The sequence below is a fragment of the Methylobacterium ajmalii genome, assembly GCF_016613415.1.
Classification (GTDB): Bacteria; Pseudomonadota; Alphaproteobacteria; order Rhizobiales; family Beijerinckiaceae; genus Methylobacterium; species Methylobacterium ajmalii.
In genome coordinates, this window is record NZ_JACWCT010000164.1 from 1 (window position 1) to 17,709 (window position 17,709).

Here is a 17,709-nt window from a genome sequence, read left to right on the forward strand (position 1 = left end):
GGCGCCCACCGGGCTGCTGGCCCTGGCGACCGCCGCCGGGACGCTGGCCGCGCGGGCCCGAGCCGGGCTGGCGCCGGTCGCGCTCGGCCTCGGCCACGGCCTGGGCGGCCTCCTCGCGGCTCGGGGGCACGAAGCCCTCGGGGATCGCCATCACCGGCACCTTCTGGCGGGTCAGGCGCTCGATGTCGCGCAGGTAGGCCTTCTCCTCGTCGTTGCAGAACGAGATCGCCAGACCGTCCTTGCCGGCGCGCGCGGTGCGGCCGATGCGGTGAACATAGGCCTCCGGCACGTTCGGCAGGTCGAAGTTGACGACGTGGGACACGCCGTCGACGTCGATGCCGCGGGCGGCGATGTCGGTCGCCACCAGCACCCGGCAGGTGCCGGCGCGGAAGGCGGCGAGCGCCCGCTCGCGCTGCGGCTGCGACTTGTTGCCGTGGATCGCCGCCGAGCCGATGCCGTCGCGCTCGAGGCCCCGCACCACGCGGTCGGCACCGTGCTTGGTGCGGGTGAAGACCAGCACCCGGTCGATCGACTGGTCGCGCAGGATGGTGGCGAGCAGCGACTGCTTCGAGCCGGTCGGCACGAAGACGACCTTCTGGTCGACCCGCTCGGCGGTGGTGGCGACCGGGGTCACCGCGACCTGGACCGGGTTCTTCAGATACTGGTCGGCGAGGCCGGCGATGTTCTTCGGCATGGTGGCCGAGAAGAACAGGCTCTGGCGCTGGGCCGGCAGGAGCTTCACGATCCGCTTGAGGGCGTGGATGAAGCCGAGGTCGAGCATCTGGTCGGCCTCGTCGAGGACGAGGAACTCGACGCCGTCGAGGGTCAGCGAGCGGCGGTCGATCAGGTCGAGGAGCCGGCCCGGGGTGGCGACCAGCACGTCGACGCCGTTCGCCAGCACCCGCTCCTGGCGGCCGATGGTGACGCCGCCGAACACCACCGTGGTGGTGAGCTTCAGGAACTGGCCGTATTCCTTGAAGCTGTCGGCGATCTGGCTGGCGAGCTCACGGGTGGGCGCGAGCACCAGCACGCGGCAGCTGCGGCGCGGCGCGGGCTTCGACGGGCTCTCGCTGGCGAGACGGTGCAGGATCGGCAGCGCGAAGGAGGCGGTCTTGCCAGTGCCAGTCTGCGCGATGCCGCACAGGTCCTTGCCTTGCATCGCCGGCGGGATCGCCTGGGCCTGGATCGGGGTCGGCGTGACGTAACCGGCCTGGGCGAGCGCCTTCAGGATCGGCGCCGCGAGGCCGAAATCGGTGAACTGGGTCAAGGGAATCTTCTTGAATTTTGGCAGCGGGATCGCCGCAAGGCGCGCGCAACGCACGGCCTTCATCGCGATCCGATGTCAGGAGACCGCCCGCGTGATGGAGCGATCCAAGGGACGAGCGATTAAGAGAGGGCCGGGCCTGCCGCGCAGGTGCCGCGGCGAAATCCGTCACGCAGCCCTCTCGAGCGGGCCACGATCGGCCGCTGACGCTGCAATCCGCCATATGGCGTTGTGCGGGTGCGAAGTCAATCGCCGGGCGCGGTGCAGCATGGGACGGCCTCCCCTGCACCCGGCGCGCGGCTTGCGCCCCGGCCCCCTGGGATCGATGCTGCGGCCGGGCATCCGCCGGGTGCGCCAGCCCGGAGCCCATTCGTGACGCCTCGTCATCCCGCACTCGCCCGCGCCGAGGCCTTCGCGCAGAGCTACGGCCTGCGCCGGCCGCTGCTGCTCGCGCCGATGGCCGGGGCCTGCCCGCCGGCGCTCTCGGTGGCGGTGATGCGGGCGGGCGGGCTCGGAGCCTGCGGGGCGCTGCTGATGCAGCCCGCCGCGATCCTGGCCTGGGCCGAGGCGGTGCGGGCGGCCGGCCCGTTCCAGATCAACCTGTGGATCCCCGATCCCGCCCCCGTCCGCGACCCCGGGCACGAGGCGCGCCTGCGGACATTCCTGGGCGGCTTCGGTCCCGCCGTGGCGCCGAAGGCGGGCGACGCGACGCCGCCGGACTTCTTCGCCCAGTGCGAGGCGGTGATCGAAGCCCGGCCCCGGATCGTCTCCTCCATCATGGGGCTCTACCCGCCGGATATCGTCGCGCGGTTCAAGGCGAGCGGCATCGCCTGGTGGGCCACCGTCACGACGGTGGCGGAGGCGCTGGCCGCCGAGGCGGCCGGCGCCGACGCGGTGGTGGCGCAGGGCGCCGAGGCCGGCGGACACCGCGGCAGCTTCGATCCGGCGAAGGCCGAACTGGCCGCAATCGGCCTGATGGCGCTGCTGCCGGCGGTGGTCGACGCTGTGCGGATTCCGGTGATCGCCACCGGCGGCATCGCCGATGCCCGTGGGGCGGCGGCGGCCCTGCTGCTCGGCGCCAGCGCCGTGCAGGCCGGCACCGGATTCCTGCGCTGCCCCGAGGCCGGGATTTCCGCCCCTTGGGCCGACGCTCTCGGCCGGGCCCGTCCCGAGGATACGCGGCTGACGCGCGCCTTCAGCGGCCGCGCCGGCCGCAGCCTCGCGACCGAGTACGTCGCGGCCGCCGCGGCGCCGGATGCCCCGGCGCCCGCCCCCTACCCCGTCCAGCGCGGTCTGACGCAGGCGATGCGCGAGGCGGCGGCGAAGACGGGCGACCTTGCCCGCATGCAGGCCTGGGCCGGGCAGGCGGCGGGGCTGGCGCAAGCGGTGTCGGCGGGCGAGGTGTTGGGCGGAATCTGGAGAGGGGTGGAGGAGACGTTGGGCTGAGTCTCACTCCTCCGCCGCCAGCGGCTTCGCTACGTCCTCCAGCGATTTCCGCTCCGCCGCCACCCCCCAGATCCCCGCCACGATCCCGGCCGCGATCATCAGCACCGAGGCCAGCAGGTAGCCGCCGAAGATGGCGTTGCGCGAGTGCCCCTCGATCAGCACCCCGAACAGGGCCGGTCCCACCGCCCCGACCGAGGTGCCGACCGCGTAGAACAGCGCGATGGCGAGCGCCCGGATCTCGAGCGGAAACACCTCGCTCACCGTGAGATAGGCCGAGCTCGCCGCCGCCGAGGCGAAGAAGAACACCGCCATCCAGCACACGGTCAGGGTCGTCGCGGTGACGATCTCCTGCTGGAACGCCCACCCGCTCAACGCCAGCAGCACCCCCGACATCCCGTAGGTCGCGGCGATCATGGGTTTGCGGCCGAGCGTGTCGAACAGCCGTCCGAGCAGCACCGGACCGAAGAAGTTGCCGGCGGCGAAGGGCAGGATGTACCAGCCGACCCCGTCCGCCGGCACCTTGTAGAAGTCGATCAGGATCAGCGCGTAGGTGAAGAAGATCGCGTTGTAGAAGAACGCCTGCGCCGACATCAGCGCGAGGCCGACCCAGGCCCGCTGCCGGTAGGCCTTGAGGGCGGCAAGCACCTCGGCGAGCGGCGTGTGGCTGCGCTGGCGCAGCCGCGCCTTCGGGAACGGGCCTTCGGTGAGGGTGTGGCCCTCGGCGCGGAAGCGCGCCTCGATCCCGGCGACCAGGGCCTCGGCCTCCTCGTGCCGGCCGTGGGTCATCAGCCAGCGCGGGCTCTCGGGGATCCAGGTGCGCAGAAAGAGGATCACGAGCCCGAGGAAGGCGCCGAGCCCGAAGGCGACGCGCCAGCCCGTATCCGGTCCGAACAGGGCGGGATCGAGCACGACGAGCGAGGTGCCGGCCCCGAGCACCGCGCCGAGCCAGAAGCTGCCGTTGATGACGAGATCGGTCCAGCCCCGGGCCCGGGCCGGGATCAGCTCCTGGATGGTCGAGTTGATCGCCGTGTACTCGCCGCCGATGCCCGCGCCGGTGAGGAAGCGGAAGAGGCAGAAGCTCCACAGGTTCCAGGACAGGCCGGTGGCGGCGGTGGCCGCGAGGTAGACCGCCAGCGTGATGAAGAAGAGCTTTTTCCGCCCGAGCCGGTCGGTGAGCCAGCCGAAGCCGACGGCGCCGAGCACCGCGCCGGCGAGGTAGCTCGAGGTCGCGAGCCCGATCTCGGCGTTGGAGAACTGGAGCGTCGGGCTCGCCTTGAGCGCGCCGGCGAGCGCGCCCGCCAGCGTCACCTCGAGCCCGTCGAGCACCCAGGTGATGCCGAGCGCCAGCACCACCAGCGTGTGGAACCGGCCCCAGGGCAGCCGGTCGAGCCGGGCCGAGACGTCGGTCTCGATCACGCCGCCGACGGCGGGGCGGGTGGCGGTGGGGTGCGTCATCGGGGCCCTTCGCTCTGACCGTGCCGGAACGGAGATGGCCCCCGAGGCCGCCAGGGGAACCCGAAACCGATCAGAAACCTCTGCGGCCCGCCCGAAAGCCCGCTCTACGCCTTGGCCTGCTCCTTCACGCCGACCGACTTGAACACCCCAGTCGAGGTCGCGACCACCCGCCCGGCCTCGTCGCGGATCTCGGCGTCGCAGAACAGGATCGACTGGCCGGCCCGCGCCACCCGGCCCTCCGCCAGCAGCACGCCGTGGCCGGGGGACAGGAAGCGGGTCTGCATGTCGAGGGTCACCACCGGCCGGCCGGCGGTGAGGCGCGCCACCGTGCCCATGGCGATGTCGAGCAGCGTGCAGAGGATGCCGCCATGGGCGATGCCGAGGTTGTTGCCGTGCTGCGGCCCGAGCGCCAGGCGCAGGCGGGTGCGCCCCTCCACCACCTCCAGGGCCTCGATGCCGCAGTGCCGCGCGAACGGGATCGTCGCCCCGTAGATGGTGCCGTCGTCCGTGCCGTGCTCCGCCTCGTCCATCATCCGCTCCCGCTTGCTCCAGGCCCGTATGGGCAGAGTTCGCCGGGCTGGCAATTCGGGCCGGCATTTCGGCCTGCCGCCGTCCGAAGTCGGTCTGGCGGCGCCGGGGGGCGGTGCTAAGAGTGGGGGCATGAGCGCTTCTCCCCCCTCCTCCTTCGTCCGTACCCGCTGGTGGTGGGTGCGCCACGCCCCCGTCCGGGGCGACGGCGGCCGCATCTACGGCGGCGCCGACATCGCCTGCGATTGCAGCGATGCCCACGTCTTCTCCGCCCTCGCCCCGGTCCTGCCCCGCGGCGCGGTCTGGGTCGCGAGCCATCTCGGCCGCACCCGGCAGACCGCCGAGGCGTTGTGGCAGGCGGGCGACTTCACGGTGGACGGCAGCGGCCCGCGGCTCACCGCGCTTCCGGCCCTGGCCGAGCAGAACCTCGGCGCCTGGCAGGGCCAGGACCGGGTGCGGTTCTTCGCCGACCGCCAGCCCCTCGCGGCGAGCTACTGGTTCGCCCCCGCCGAGGAATGCCCGCCCGGCGGCGAAAGCTTCTCGGACCTCTCCGCCCGGGTCGGCGGCGCCATCGCCGAGCTCACCGCCGAGCATAGCGGGCGCGACATCGTGGCGGTGGCCCATGGCGGCACGATCCGGGCCGCGATCGCGCTCGCCCTGAACCTGCCGCCCCAGGGTGGTCTCGCCTTCGCGATCGAGAACTGCTCGCTCACCCTCCTCGACCATTACGACGGCCCGGACGGCGCCGGTTGGCGCGTCGGGATGGTCAACGCCCAGCCCTGGCTCGGATCGGCGGAAGGGACCGGACCGGCGGCGTGAGGCGCCGCCATACCGATTTTCCCGGGCCGACCCGCTCGGCTCGCAGTTGACAACCGGGGGCGCTTGTCCGGACCATGCACCCGGGCGCCCTCGACGGCGTACCGCACGAACGAACGTCTTCGACGAAGGACGGACCGGGTGAGGACAACGCTTCTGGCGGCGACGCTCGTCGCCGCGATGCCGATCAATGCTCTGCAGAGCATGGCTTGGCAGGGGGTGGCGCGTGCGCAGACGGCGCCGGCTCCAAAAGTCTCCCAGCAGATCTCCGACGGGGTGGTGCGCCTCGGCTTCCTGCTCGACATGTCGGGGCCCTATGCCGACGTGACCGGGCCCGGCAGCGCGGCCGCCGCCCGCATGGCGGTGGAGGATTTCGGCGCCACGGTGCTGGGCGCTCCCGTCGAGGTCGTGGTCGCCGACCACCAGAACAAGCCCGACATCGCGGCGACCACCGCCCGGGCCTGGTTCGACACCGGCGGGGTCGACGCGATTCTCGACGTGGCGGCCTCCGCCACCGCGCTCGCCGCCGCCGACATCGCCAGGGCCAAGAACAAGGTGATTGTGTTCAACGGCCCCGGCGCGGTGCGGCTCACCAACGAGGCGTGCTCGCCGGTCTCGGTGCACTGGGCCTACGACACCTACGCGCTGGCGAATTCCACCGCGCAGGCCACCGTCAAGGCCGGCGGCGATTCCTGGTTCTTTGTCACCGCCGACTACGCCTTCGGCCAGGATCTCGAGCGCGACGCGAGCGCGGTGGTGAAGGCCCAGGGCGGCACCGTGCGCGGCTCCGTGCGGGTGCCGCTCAACACGGCCGACTTCTCGTCCTTCCTGCTCCAGGCGCAGGGCTCCGGCGCCAAGGTGGTGGGGCTCGCCAATGCGGGGGCCGACACCACCAATGCGATCAAGCAGGCGGCGGAGTTCGGCCTGACGCAAGGCGGCCAGAAGCTCGCCGGGCTCCTCGTCTACATCAGCGACGTCCACAGCCTCGGCCTCAAGGCGACGCAGGGGATGCTGCTCACGGAAGGCTTCTACTGGGACCTCGACGACGAGACCCGGGCGTGGTCGAAGCGTTATTTCGAGCGGGTCGGCAAGATGCCGAACATGTCCCAGGCCGGCGTCTACTCGACGGTGATGCACTACCTGAAGGCGGTGCGGAAGGCCGGCACCGACGAGACCGGGCCAGTGATGCAGGCGATGCGCGACACGCCGGTCGACGACTTCTACGCCCGCGGCGGCCGCATCCGCGAGGACGGCCGCATGGTCCACGACATGTACCTGTTCGAGGTCAAGAAGCCCGAAGAATCGAAGGGGCCGTGGGACCTCTACAGGCTGGTCGCGACCGTGCCGGGCGACAAGGCGTTCCAGCCGCTCGCGGCCTCGCGCTGCCCGCTGGTGAAGAAGTGACGGCGGACGCGCGCCGCGGACCGGCGCGCCGTCCTGTTGCCCCTGAAGGGAGGTCCCGACCATGACCCTGCGCTGGCGCCGCCGGCCGGAGGGCTCGACCTGGGGCGATTTCGGTCCCGACGACGAGCTCGGCCGGCTCAACCTCCTGACCCCCGAGAAGGTGCGCCAGGGCGCCGCCGAGGTGCGCGAAGGCCTGACCTTCTGCCTCAGCCTGCCCCTCGACCATCCGGGCGGCAACGTGCTCAACCCCCGGCGCCACCCGCCGCAGATCCGCCCGACCGTGCGGGCGAGCGGCCGCCCCAACATGAACTTCCCGGTCTGCGAGGAGGTGCCCGACGCCACCGACGTGATCAGCGACGACCTCGCGGTGCTCCACCTGCAATATTCGACGCAGTGGGACAGCCTCGCCCATGTCGGCTCGCTGTTCGACGCCGAGGGCGACGGCACCCCGCGACCGGTCTACTACAACGGCTTCCGGGCCGGGACCGACATCACCGGCCCCGCCACGCCGGAGGAGGCCGGCGCCCCCTCCCGTGCCCGGGCGCTCGGCATCGAGCGGCTGGCCGAGCGCGGCATGCAGGGCCGCGGCGTGATGATCGACCTTCATGCCCATCTCGGCGAGGCCCGGGTGGCGGTGGGCTACGAGCAGCTTCGCCGCATCCTCGATGCCGACGGGGTGACGGTCGAGCCGGGCGACATGGTCTGCCTGCATACCGGCTTCGCCGAGCGGCTGCTCGGCATGAACCGCAACCCGGACCCGGCGATCGTCCACGACCTCTGCGCCGGCCTCGACGGGCGCGACCGCAAGCTCCTCAACTGGATCACCGATTCGGGTCTCGCCGCCCTCATCGCCGACAACTACGCGGTCGAGGTCCATCCGGCGATGCCGGCGGAGGGGTGCTGCGCCACCCTCCCCCTGCACGAGCACTGCCTGTTCCGCCTCGGGGTCAATCTCGGCGAATTGTGGCACTTGACCCCGCTGGCGAACTGGCTGCGGGCCAACGGGCGCCACCGCTTCCTCCTGACGGCGCCGCCCCTGCGGCTGCCCGGCGCGGTCGGCTCGCCGACGACGCCGATCGCCACCGTGTGAGCCCGATCATGACCGCGCCGCTCTTCACCCCCGTCTCCCTCCGCGACGTCGCCCTGCGCAACCGCGTCGTGATCCCGCCGATGTGCCAGTACTCGGCGGCCGGCGGGATGGCGGGCGACTATCACCTCGTCCATTACGGCCGCCTCGCCCTCGGGGGCGCCGGGCTGGTGATCCTGGAGGCGACCGCGGTGGTGCCGGAAGGCCGCATCACCCACGGCGATCTCGGGATCTGGTCGGACGCGCACGGCGCCGCGCTCGCCCGGATCGCGGCCTTCCTCAAGGCCCAGGGTGCGGCCGCCGGGGTGCAGCTGGCGCATGCCGGCCGCAAGGCCAGCATGCAGCGGCCCTGGGAAGGCAACGGCCCGCTCTCGGCCGAGGAGATCGCCCGCGGCGAGGCGCCCTGGCCGATCGTGGCACCGAGCGCGGTCCCCCTCGACGAGGGCTGGCTGATGCCGGCCGAGCTCTCGGGCGACGACCTCGACGCCCTGACCGAAGCCTTCGTCGCGGCGGCCCGGCGGGCCGAGGCGGCGGGGTTCGACGTGATCGAGCTCCATGCCGCCCACGGCTACCTGCTGCACACCTTCCTGTCGCCGCTGACCAACCGGCGCGAGGACGCGTTCGGGGGCGACCGGACCGGGCGGATGCGGTTTCCCCTGCGCGTCGCCCGGGCGCTGCGGGAGGCCTGGCCTGCGGGCAAGCCGCTCTTCGTGCGGGTCTCGGCGGTCGACGGGCTCGAGGGCGGCCTCACCCTGGACGACACGCTGGCCTTCGCGGGCGAGTTGCGGGCGCTCGGCGTCGACGTGCTCGACTGCTCGTCGGGCGGGCTCGCGGGCTCCGCCACCGCCGCACGGATCCGACGCGACTACGGCTTCCAGGTCGGCTTCGCCGAGGCGGTGAAGCGGGAGACGGGGCTGTCCACCATGGCGGTCGGCCTGATCGTCGATCCGCGCCAGGCCGACGCCATCGTGGCCGAGGGCCGCGCCGACCTCGTGGCGGTCGGCCGCGAGGCGCTGGCCGACCCGAACTGGGCGGTCCGGGCGAGCCGGGTCCTCGACGGGACGCAGGAGCCCGGCTTCGAGGCGTGGCCGCAGCAGGCCGGCTGGTGGCTGGAGCGGCGGGAGAAGGACATCGCCCGGCTGGGACCGTGGCGGGCGTGAGCCTCGGCACCCCGGCTCCTCCCATCCACACCCTCGTCCTGAGGTGTCGGCCCATTAAACATGGACCGAACCTCGACGGAGGGCGCCAGATGTCGGCGCGCTTCCTGGAGCCCTCCTTCGAGGCTCCTCTCACGTCTGCGATCGGCGAACGCCGGAACCTCAGGATGAGGATGCGGGTGGGACGAGCCGGCAGCCGCGGATGAACGCCGGTCGCGGACGGCTCGACGCAACGACAATCCAACGAAACGGGAGGACATCATGAGCGAGATCGCGGTCGTCGGCGCCGGACTGATGGGGCACGGCATCGCCCTGGTGCTGGCCCTGGGCGGGCACCGGGTGCGGTTGACGGACAGCCGGCCCGAGACCCTGGAGCAGGTGCCGGGCCTGATCGCCTCGGCCCTCGACACCCTGCGGGAGGCCGGCGCGGTGTCCGCCGACTGGACGCCTGAGCGGGCGGCGCAGGCCATCCGGCTCGAACCGGACCTCGCCGCGACCGTGGCGGGGGCGAGCCTCGTCATCGAGGCGATCACCGAGAACCCGGAGGCCAAGCGCACCCTGTTCGCCGAGCTCGACCGGCTGTGCGCGCCCGAGACCCGGATCGCCAGCAACACCAGCTACCTCGACGTCTTCCCGCTGATTCCGGAGGCCCGGCAGGCGCGGGCGCTCGTGATGCACTGGTACACCCCGCCCTACATCGTCGACCTCGTCGACGTGGTGCCGGGCCCGCGGACCGATCCGGCGGTGATCGAGGAGGCGCGCCAGCTGGTGCTCGGCCTCGGCCAGGTGCCGATCGTGCTCAAGCGCTTCATCCCGGGCTACGTCGCCAACCGGATCCAGTCGGCGATCTCGGCCGAGGTCTACCACCTGCTCGACGAGGGCGTGGCGTCCGCCCGCGAGATCGACGACGCGATCATCCACGGCCTGGCGCTGCGCATCCCGATCCTCGGCCACCTCGCCAAGGCGGACTTCACCGGCATCGAGCTGCTGCGCCACGCGCTCGCCAATGCGAGCTACAGCCCGCCTCCGGCCCGCACCCGCTCGGAGGCGGTCGACGATCTCGTCGCGCAGGGGCGCACCGGCGTGATGGCGGGAAAAGGCTTCTTCGACTGGGGCGGACGCGACCCGGCCGAGCTGTTCCGCGACCGCGACCGGCGCCTGCTCGCGCTGAAGCGGGCCATGAAGGATGTCGGCCGGATGGAAGGCGAGTGAACCGGTCGACCGGAGCCGCCGCGGCGCTATAACGGGTAGCCCTGAGGTGGAGCGAAGCGGCGGCCCATGTTCGAGTTCCCGGTCCTGTTCGGCGACATCGGTGGCACCAACGCGCGCTTCGCCGTGCAGGAGACGCCCGGGGCCGAGCCGGTGGTGCTCGCCCACGAGAAGACCGCCGCCTATCCCGATCCGAGCGCGGCGATCCGGGCGGCGCTCGCGAAGAGCGACGTCGCCCCGCCCCGCTCGGCGATCCTGGCCGTGGCCGCCCGGGTCGACGGGCCGTCGGTCCACCTCACCAATGCCCACTGGGTGATCGAGGGCGAGCGGATCGGCCGCGATTTCGGCCTGAAGAGCTGCCGGGTCGTCAACGACTACGTCCCGGTGGCGGCCGGCGCCGCCGCCCTCGACCCGGCCGGGCGCGACAGCTCGATCCTCGAGCAGATCGGCCCGACGCTGTGCCCCGACGGGGGCGCGCGCCTCGTCCTCGGCCCCGGGACCGGGTTCGGTGCCGCCGCGCTCGTACCCTACGGCAAGCAGCTCGCCATCGTCTCGACCGAGGCCGGGCACATCGATTTCGGGCCGAGCGACGCCGACGAGGCCGCGTTCTGGCCGAACCTCGCCCGGATCGAGGGACGGATCACCGTCGAGTCTCTGCTCTCCGGACCCGGGCTGACCCGGCTGCATGCCGGCCTCGGCGGCGGCGAGGCCGATCCGAAGGACATCACCGAGCGGGGCATGTCGGGCGAGGACCCGGCGGCGCGGCGCACCCTGCAGGTGTTTTCCAAGCTGCTCGGGCGGCTCTGCGGCGACCTCGCCCTCACCTTCCTGGCCACCGGCGGGGTCTATATCGGCGGCGGCATCGTGCCCCGCATCCTCGACGTCCTGAACGACGGCACGTTCCGCCGCGCCTTCGAGCACAAGCCGCCCTTCTCCGACCGCATGACGCAGATCCCGACCTGCGTCATCACCATCGCTGACCCGGCGCTCACCGGTCTCGCGGCGCTCGCCTGCCAGCCCGACCGGTTCGCCTATGACGGGCAGCACTGGGTGGCGTGAGCGGGGCCGCTCAGTACCCGTTCCACAAGCCCGGCGTCGCCAGCTCCACGAGGTGGCCGTCGGGATCGCGGAAGTAGAGGCTGGTGCCGCCCCGCGGCCAGGTGGTGCGGCCCTCGATCGCGATGCCGTGCACCCCGAGGTGCCGCTCCCAGGCGTCGAGCGCGTCGGCCGGGATCGACAGGGCGAGATGGAGCGGGCCCGCCCCGTCATGCGGCGGGATGGTGCCGCCGGGGGTCGCGACCGGGCGGAGCGAGCCGCCGCGGGGAAACAGCAGCAGGACGCCGCGCCCGGCGACGTCGTAGGCCCGCATCCGGTGGTCCTCGTACAGGCACGGCAGGCCCATCGGCCCGCCCCAGAACGCGGCCGCCCGCGCGAGGTCGTCGACGTAGAGGACCGTCTCGAGGATCCCGGCGATCGGCGGCATGGCTGGCACCTCACGTCGGACCAACGCCCGGACGGCCCCTGCGGTTACGCCGCCGCGGCCGGGTTGACCGCGTCCTCGGCGAGCTCCGACAGCAACTCGTCGGTATTCTCCTCCTCGATCAGCGTCTCCCTGATCAGCTCCTCCGCCTCGCCGAATTCCAGCTGGCGCGCCCAGGCGAGCAGCGTCCCGTAGCGGGCGATCTCGTAATGCTCGACCGCCTGCGCGGCGGCGATCAGCCCGGCGTCGAGGGCCTCCCCGCCGGCGAAGTCCCGCATCACCTCCTCGCCCTCGGCGAGGATCCCCTGGATCGCCTGGCAGGTGACGCCCTCGGGCTTCTCGCCGACGATCCGAAACACCTGGTCGAGGCGCTTCACCTGCTCGCGGGTCTCCTCCAGGTGGACGCCGAAGGCCCCGCGCAGGGCGTCGGAGCGAGCGGCCTGGGCCATCTTCGGCAAAGCCTTCAGGATCGCGTTCTCGGCAAAGTAGGTGTCCTTGAGCTGGTGCAGGAAGAGCGCCCGAAGGGTCTTGTCGTCGGCCATGCGTATGCTCCCGTGGGGTACTAAAGTGCCCCCGGCAACGCCCCGTCGTCCGGCTTCGTTCCGGCACGCGAGGGCCTCGCCGTCGGCCCTGGCGGGCACTCGAAGAAAGAATCCAGGAGCTTTCATGCCGGCTGGAGGATCCCTCCAAGGTCAGCCCGTCTTCGACGGGTCGAAAGCCGGTTCAACGAATCCAATACGTTGATGGATGATCTTATCTCCAACACGCAACCTCATCCTGAGGTGTCGGTCGATTAAAATCGACTGACCTCGAAGGAGACCTCCAGCAGGCAGCGTGATCCTTGGAGCCCTCCTTCGAGTTCAGTCCATCTCTATGGACTGACACCTCAGGATGAGGTCGAGGGTTGGACAAGGGCTCTTGCTGTAATCAGGCAGACGTCGATGGTCCTATACCTCGAGATTAAGTGTCTCTCACAAAACTCCCGATCACCGCCTCGGCTTGCTGTGGCAGCGACATTGCGGCGGGAGTTTTGTGAGGTGTATTAAGTTGTCGATGGGATGAAAAGTGCTCGCGAGAGAAGGCGCACTTGTCGAACAGGCCATGCGAGACGACACTTCTATAAGTCCGGTAGCTGGCCCATGACATCACAAAAAAGGCCCAACCTCGTCGACTACCGCGAGGTCGGGCCTGACAATTTACCGCCCTAAGGTGCGTACTCAGCGCACCGCGATGATCTCGATCTCATGCTCGGCGAGCGTGACGGTATCGCCGGCCTGCTTGCCGGTGAGCGCGCGGGCGAGCGGCGCCACGTAGGCGATGCTGCCTTTGGCCGGATCGGCCTCGTCCTCGCCGACGATGCGGAAGGTCTGCTCGTCGTCGTCGTCGCGGGCGATGGTGACGGTCGATCCGAAATGCACGGTGTCGCCGGGAGGCTGCTCGACCACCTGGGCCGAGTTGCGCCGGGCGGTCCAGTAGCGCAGGTCGCGGTTCACCCGCGCCATGTTCGCCTTGTCATCGGGCGACAGGCCGGCATGCTCGGTGTGCAGCCGGTCGAGCTCCGCGTCGATGAAGGCGAGGCCCTCCGGCGTGACGAAGTTGGGGTGCGGGGAGACGGGACGGTCGGGGAGGTCCTCGAAGGCTTCCCCGCCCTCCTTCTCGCGAACGAAGGCGATGCTCATGAAACGGGCAATGCGCGAGGCCACGCCAAGGTTCCGTCTCCCGGCACGGTCAGGCGATCGTCACCACCACCCGCCCGCGGGTGCGCCCGGCCAGGATCTCGGGGCCGCGCGCGATCACCTCGGCGAGCGGCACCGTGGTGGTCATCGCCGAGAGGGCGGCGGGGTCGAGGTCGCGGGCGAGGCGAGCCCAGGCCTCGCGGCGCAAGGGGAGCGGCGCCATCACGCTCTCGATGCCGTAGAGCGCGACGCCGCGCAGGATGAAGGGCGCGACGGAGGTCGGCAGATCCATGCCGCCGGCGAGGCCGCAGGCGGCGACGGCGCCGCCGTAGCGGGTCATCGCCAGGGCGTTGGCGAGCGTCGTCGCGCCGACCGCGTCGATCGCGGCGGCCCAGCGCTCCTTGCCGAGCGGCTTGCCCGGGGCGCTCAGCTCGGCGCGGTCGATGATCTCGGCCGCGCCGAGGCCGCGCAGGTACTCCGCTTCCTCGGCGGCACGCCCGGTCGAGGCGATGACGTGCCAGCCGGCGCGGGCCAGCAGCGACACCGCCACCGAGCCGACGCCGCCGGCCGCCCCGGTCACCAGGGCCGGACCGGATCGAGGCGTGAGTCCGTGGCGCTCCAGCGCCAGCATGGCGAGCATCGCGGTGTAGCCGGCGGTGCCGATCGCCATCGCCTGCTCGGGGGTGAGGCTGGCCGGCAGCGCTACCAGCCAGTCGCCCTTGACGCGGGACTTCTCCGCGTAGGCGCCGAGATGGGTCTCGCCGGTGCCCCAGCCGTTGAGCACCACGGCGTCGCCGGGCTTCCAGTCCGGATGGGAGGAGGCCTCGACCACGCCGGCGAAGTCGATGCCGGGAATCATCGGCCAGCGCCGCACGACCGGCGCCTTGCCGGTGAGCGCCAGCCCGTCCTTGTAGTTGAGGGTGGAGTGGGTGACCCGGACGGTGACGTCGCCGTCCATCAGATCGGCCTCGTCGAAGTCCTTGAGCGCGACGCGCTGGCCGCCCTCGCCCTTCTCGATCACCACCGCCTTGAAGGTACCCACGCCGTCGCCTCCCTGTCCGCGCGCGGCCTTCGTGCCGCGTCGCCGACCCGGGTTGTGGGGCGCGAGCCCCCCGGCGGCAAGGTGACGACGGCCCGGGTCGGACCCGGGCCGGGGGGCGGCAAGGGAGCGGCCCGGGTCCGGCCCGGGCCGCGCATCGGCTCAGTAGCCGTCGTAGATGCTGCCGCCGCCGAAGACGAGGCCGGTGCCGGCGCCGACCGCCGCGGCACCGAGCCCGATCCCGGCCCCCGCGAGGCCGAGGCCCGCACCGACGAGGCCGCCCGCGGCCGGGCCGGCCCCGTAGCCACCGCCGTAGCCGCCGCCATTGGCCGGCACCCAGCCCGAGCGGCCGGGCTCGACCAGGACGCGGCGCTGGTAGGAGGCGTAGGCCGGCGGGATCACCTGCGGCACCACCTGGGCCGGGCGCACCAGCACCCGGCGGGTCTGGGTCGCGTAGCGCGGCGGGATCGTGACCCAGCAGCCGACGGTCTGGCCGTAGGCGTCGACCGAGGTCTGCCAGACGCGGCGGGCCGGGGCCACCAGCACCTGCTCGGACACGGTGTCGTAGACCGGCGGCACGACGTGGGTCACCGTGCGCGGCGGGCGCACCATCACCTGCTCGGACACCGTGCCGTAGACTGGCGGCGTCGAGACCTGGCGGTAGCAATCGGTGGTGCAGCCGTAGCCGCCGGCGAGCGCCGGGGCGGCGGAGACGAGGCCGGCCGCGAGCGCGGTCGCGGCGATGGCACGGGTGACCGGAGCGGTCATGGTCGGAGATCCTCGGGGGTCGCGGGGAATGACGCCGGCGCAACACTCGCCAGCGCCACGCTTGTCCGGCAGTGAAGCCGGGGCGACGCCCGCCAGGCAAGCCGAAACCCCCAAGAGGGTAAAATTGCCCTCGGGATTTATTACGTATTTCGGCGAATTGCGGAGGGTTTCGCGCAAGGCTGAGAGTCGATCGACTCCACGGGTGCCGGAACCCCCGAATCCTGCGCGATCTCTATACTTGTGGTAAACCACGTAGGCCGCTTCGCCGGTGGACGGGCGGAACCTTCGGGCCGAACGGGGAACTGCGAAGGGGCCGGAGAGGCGGTCGCGCGGCCGGCACCGCTTCCGTCGGGCATCAGCTCGGCGCCACGACCACGTGCCCGACGGTCGCTCAAGACGGCCGGTACACGGCGTCGTAGGGGTGATGTGGTTTCCGCGCGATCTGTTCGACTAACCGTAGACGCATCCCCCCTCTCCCATACGGGGAACGAACCGCTCCGCGTTTCCCGGAGGCTCCGGCTTCTGAGAGGGGGAGCCATGACGAAGCGAACAGCCCGGCTTTTTCCCCGAGGTGCGCGACCTCAAGGGCGAGCACGGCTCGCAATGGTCGGCGATCCAGTCGATTGCGGCCAAGATCGGCTGCTCGGGCGAGACGCTACGGAACCGGGTGCGCCAGTTCGAACGCGATCAAGGCGTGCGACCCGGGCAGACGACGGACGAGCGCGAGCGGATCAAGGCGCTCGAACGTGAGAACCGTGAGCTGCGCCGAGCCAACGAGATCCTGCGCAAGGCGAGCGCGTATTTCGCTTTTGCCGAGCTCGACCGCCGGTCGCGGCCTTGATCGGCTTCATCGACGATCATCGGGAGGTCTACGGGGTCGTCCTTCGAGAGCCTCAGGATGAGGCCGACCTGCAGGGTCCTGCCGATCGCCGATAAGTCCAGCGGCAGGCCGAGCGCCGTCAGGGCCGCGGATGGAGCGCAGGGCTCGCTTGCTGCCCGCGTCTCCTTGAGGATCCGAACCGTCGCGTCGACCACACAGATCGCGGTCTCTTCCAGGGAGACGTCGAGGCCGGCAAAGTGCGTCATGGCCGCTCCTTCCCGATGCCGTGGCGATCGAACCTCGATCGCGATCTCACGTCTCGATAGGAGGAGCAGCCTTCAGCGGACCCGCAACGTCTCGCCAACTACCCAATCTGTTCGACTTGCATCGATACATTCGCGAGGGGATTTTCCATCCCGCCAGCAACCTCATCCTGAGGCGTTGGAGGCAAGATCATCCTGCGACCTATCGCGTGTGTCAAACAGGCTCCGAGCGATAAGGAAATTGTTGCGCAGACTGCAAGTGCCCTTCCATGTCAACCCATCCTCGCCGGGCCGAAACCTCGGGATCAAGTCCGGACCGGGACGTGGACTATTTTTCCAGGAACCGGCGCGCGAGACGAGTTTTTCCTCGACGTCACACCACGCCGGGCGCCACCGCGGCCGAATCCGGCGGCACCGCCCGCGGGCGGCGATTCTCGTCGATCGCCACGAAGGTGAACAGCGCCTGCGTGACCTTGATCGTCTCCTCGCTCTCCCGGGCGCGGCGCCAGGCCTCGATCTGGATGCGGATCGAGGAGCGGCCGACCGAGACGATGTGAGCGTAGAGGCTGACCTCGTCGCCGACGACCACCGGCTGCAGGAAGGTCATGCCCTCGACCGCGATGGTGGCGCAGCGCCCCCGGGCGCGCCGCGCCGCGACGTTGCCGGCGGCGAGGTCCATCTGCGCCATGAGCCAGCCGCCGAAGATGTCGCCGGCCGGGTTGGTGTCGGCCGGCATCGCGATGGTGCGGATCACCGGGGGGCCCCAGGCGGCGAGCGGAGCGGACGGGTCGTCGGTCATCGGAGTGGGCCAGCGCGATTCGGGACGGGACGGCGCACCCTAGCCCGTTCCTCGCCCAAGGTAAGCAGCGAGCCGGCGTTTCGTCACGCCGCCGCGAACAATCCTCGCGCCCGCTCGACGAGCTGCGCCGCGGCGTGCGCCGGATAGGGCTCGCGGGTGCCGTGGCCCCAGACCGGGCCGGGCCAGGCCGGATCGGAGCGGAAGCGCCCGACGACGTGGACGTGGAGCTGCGCCACCACGTTGCCGAGCGCCCCGACATTCACCTTGTCGGGCTGGGCGAGCGCCTGCATCACCCCGACCGTCAGGCGCGTCTCCTCCATCAGCCGGGCGGCGTCCTGCGGCGAGAGGTCGGTCAGCTCGGAGGCGCCGGGGAGCCGGGGCACCAGGACGAACCAGGGGAAGCGCTTGTCGTTCAGGAGCAGCACGCTCGACAGGGCGAGGTCGCCGAGCGCGATGGTGTCGGCGGAGAGCCGCGGGTCGAGGGCGAAATCGGTCATC

Annotated in this window: 17 protein-coding genes and 2 pseudogenes; 8 read left to right on the plus strand and 11 right to left on the minus strand. The window is 71.5% G+C overall.

The window, feature by feature from the left end; all coding sequences use genetic code 11:
* Positions 1-1,267 (minus strand): DEAD/DEAH box helicase (locus HPY23_RS29130; RefSeq protein WP_200649712.1); only part of this gene is annotated, 1,267 nt, incomplete at its 3' end.
* 369 nt (positions 1,268-1,636) lie between these two features.
* On the opposite strand from HPY23_RS29130, the gene HPY23_RS29135 reads away from it, so the two are divergent.
* Positions 1,637-2,710: an NAD(P)H-dependent flavin oxidoreductase gene (locus HPY23_RS29135; RefSeq protein WP_091888272.1), complete on the plus strand. Its 1,074-nt coding sequence runs from the start codon at positions 1,637-1,639 to the stop codon at positions 2,708-2,710.
* Positions 2,711-2,713: 3 nt separating this feature from the next.
* Here the strand turns inward: HPY23_RS29135 and HPY23_RS29140 are convergent, their stop codons facing one another.
* Together HPY23_RS29140 and HPY23_RS29145 are read right to left on the minus strand one after the other, a co-directional pair.
* Positions 2,714-4,165, minus strand: coding sequence for an MFS transporter (locus HPY23_RS29140; protein ID WP_091888270.1), 1,452 nt, complete (start codon positions 4,163-4,165; stop codon positions 2,714-2,716).
* Positions 4,166-4,269: 104 nt separating this feature from the next.
* Positions 4,270-4,695 (minus strand): PaaI family thioesterase, encoded by a 426-nt coding sequence (locus tag HPY23_RS29145; RefSeq protein ID WP_091888351.1) that lies wholly within the window; start codon positions 4,693-4,695, stop codon positions 4,270-4,272.
* A 130-nt stretch (positions 4,696-4,825) separates the two neighbouring features.
* Here HPY23_RS29145 and HPY23_RS29150 point away from each other — a divergent pair, with 130 nt between their 5' ends.
* The 6 genes from HPY23_RS29150 (at position 4,826) to HPY23_RS29175 (ending at position 11,425) form a co-directional block, all read left to right on the plus strand.
* Positions 4,826-5,512, plus strand: a complete 687-nt coding sequence (locus tag HPY23_RS29150; RefSeq protein ID WP_060848599.1) for a histidine phosphatase family protein — start codon at positions 4,826-4,828, stop codon at positions 5,510-5,512.
* A gap of 177 nt (positions 5,513-5,689) precedes the next feature.
* Positions 5,690-6,913 carry an ABC transporter substrate-binding protein gene (locus HPY23_RS29155; RefSeq protein ID WP_091888268.1) on the plus strand — a complete coding sequence of 408 codons (1,224 nt, stop codon included), beginning with the start codon at positions 5,690-5,692 and terminating at the stop codon, positions 6,911-6,913.
* A 61-nt stretch (positions 6,914-6,974) separates the two neighbouring features.
* Entirely contained in the window at positions 6,975-8,003 is a 1,029-nt protein-coding gene (locus tag HPY23_RS29160) for a cyclase family protein (protein WP_091888266.1), read from the plus strand.
* 8 nt (positions 8,004-8,011) lie between these two features.
* Positions 8,012-9,160: an NADH:flavin oxidoreductase/NADH oxidase gene (locus tag HPY23_RS29165; RefSeq protein ID WP_091888349.1), complete on the plus strand. Its 1,149-nt coding sequence runs from the start codon at positions 8,012-8,014 to the stop codon at positions 9,158-9,160.
* A 258-nt stretch (positions 9,161-9,418) separates the two neighbouring features.
* Positions 9,419-10,369 (plus strand): 3-hydroxyacyl-CoA dehydrogenase family protein, encoded by a 951-nt coding sequence (locus HPY23_RS29170; RefSeq protein WP_091888264.1) that lies wholly within the window; start codon positions 9,419-9,421, stop codon positions 10,367-10,369.
* Positions 10,370-10,435: 66 nt separating this feature from the next.
* Entirely contained in the window at positions 10,436-11,425 is a 990-nt protein-coding gene (locus HPY23_RS29175; RefSeq protein ID WP_091888262.1) for a glucokinase, read from the plus strand.
* 10 nt (positions 11,426-11,435) lie between these two features.
* On the opposite strand, the gene HPY23_RS29180 is transcribed toward HPY23_RS29175, so the two are convergent.
* From HPY23_RS29180 to HPY23_RS29200, 5 genes are all read right to left on the minus strand, one after another.
* Entirely contained in the window at positions 11,436-11,849 is a 414-nt protein-coding gene (locus HPY23_RS29180) for a VOC family protein (protein ID WP_091888260.1), read from the minus strand.
* A 44-nt stretch (positions 11,850-11,893) separates the two neighbouring features.
* Positions 11,894-12,388: a YciE/YciF ferroxidase family protein gene (locus tag HPY23_RS29185; protein ID WP_060848593.1), complete on the minus strand. Its 495-nt coding sequence runs from the start codon at positions 12,386-12,388 to the stop codon at positions 11,894-11,896.
* 675 nt (positions 12,389-13,063) lie between these two features.
* Complete coding sequence (gene greA, locus HPY23_RS29190; RefSeq protein WP_060849552.1) at positions 13,064-13,525, minus strand: transcription elongation factor GreA; 462 nt, start codon at positions 13,523-13,525, stop codon at positions 13,064-13,066.
* A gap of 49 nt (positions 13,526-13,574) precedes the next feature.
* The gene (gene acuI / locus HPY23_RS29195; protein WP_091888258.1) at positions 13,575-14,564 is read right to left on the minus strand and encodes an acrylyl-CoA reductase (NADPH); all 990 of its coding nucleotides are present in this window, start codon (positions 14,562-14,564) and stop codon (positions 13,575-13,577) included.
* Between the two features lie 159 nt (positions 14,565-14,723).
* Positions 14,724-15,329, minus strand: a complete 606-nt coding sequence (locus HPY23_RS29200) for a hypothetical protein (RefSeq protein ID WP_060848591.1) — start codon at positions 15,327-15,329, stop codon at positions 14,724-14,726.
* Between the two features lie 571 nt (positions 15,330-15,900).
* On the opposite strand from HPY23_RS29200, the pseudogene HPY23_RS29205 reads away from it, so the two are divergent.
* Positions 15,901-16,260: pseudogene (locus tag HPY23_RS29205) on the plus strand (transposase); the annotation flags it as partial.
* A 5-nt stretch (positions 16,261-16,265) separates the two neighbouring features.
* Here the strand turns inward: HPY23_RS29205 and HPY23_RS33360 are convergent.
* The 3 genes and pseudogenes from HPY23_RS33360 to HPY23_RS29215 all read right to left on the minus strand — a co-directional run.
* Positions 16,266-16,415: pseudogene (locus tag HPY23_RS33360) on the minus strand (IS110 family transposase); the annotation flags it as partial.
* A gap of 370 nt (positions 16,416-16,785) precedes the next feature.
* Entirely contained in the window at positions 16,786-17,211 is a 426-nt protein-coding gene (locus HPY23_RS29210) for an acyl-CoA thioesterase (RefSeq protein WP_091754447.1), read from the minus strand.
* Between the two features lie 83 nt (positions 17,212-17,294).
* Entirely contained in the window at positions 17,295-17,708 is a 414-nt protein-coding gene (locus HPY23_RS29215; RefSeq protein ID WP_060848588.1) for an HIT domain-containing protein, read from the minus strand.
* Position 17,709 lies beyond the last annotated feature (1 nt).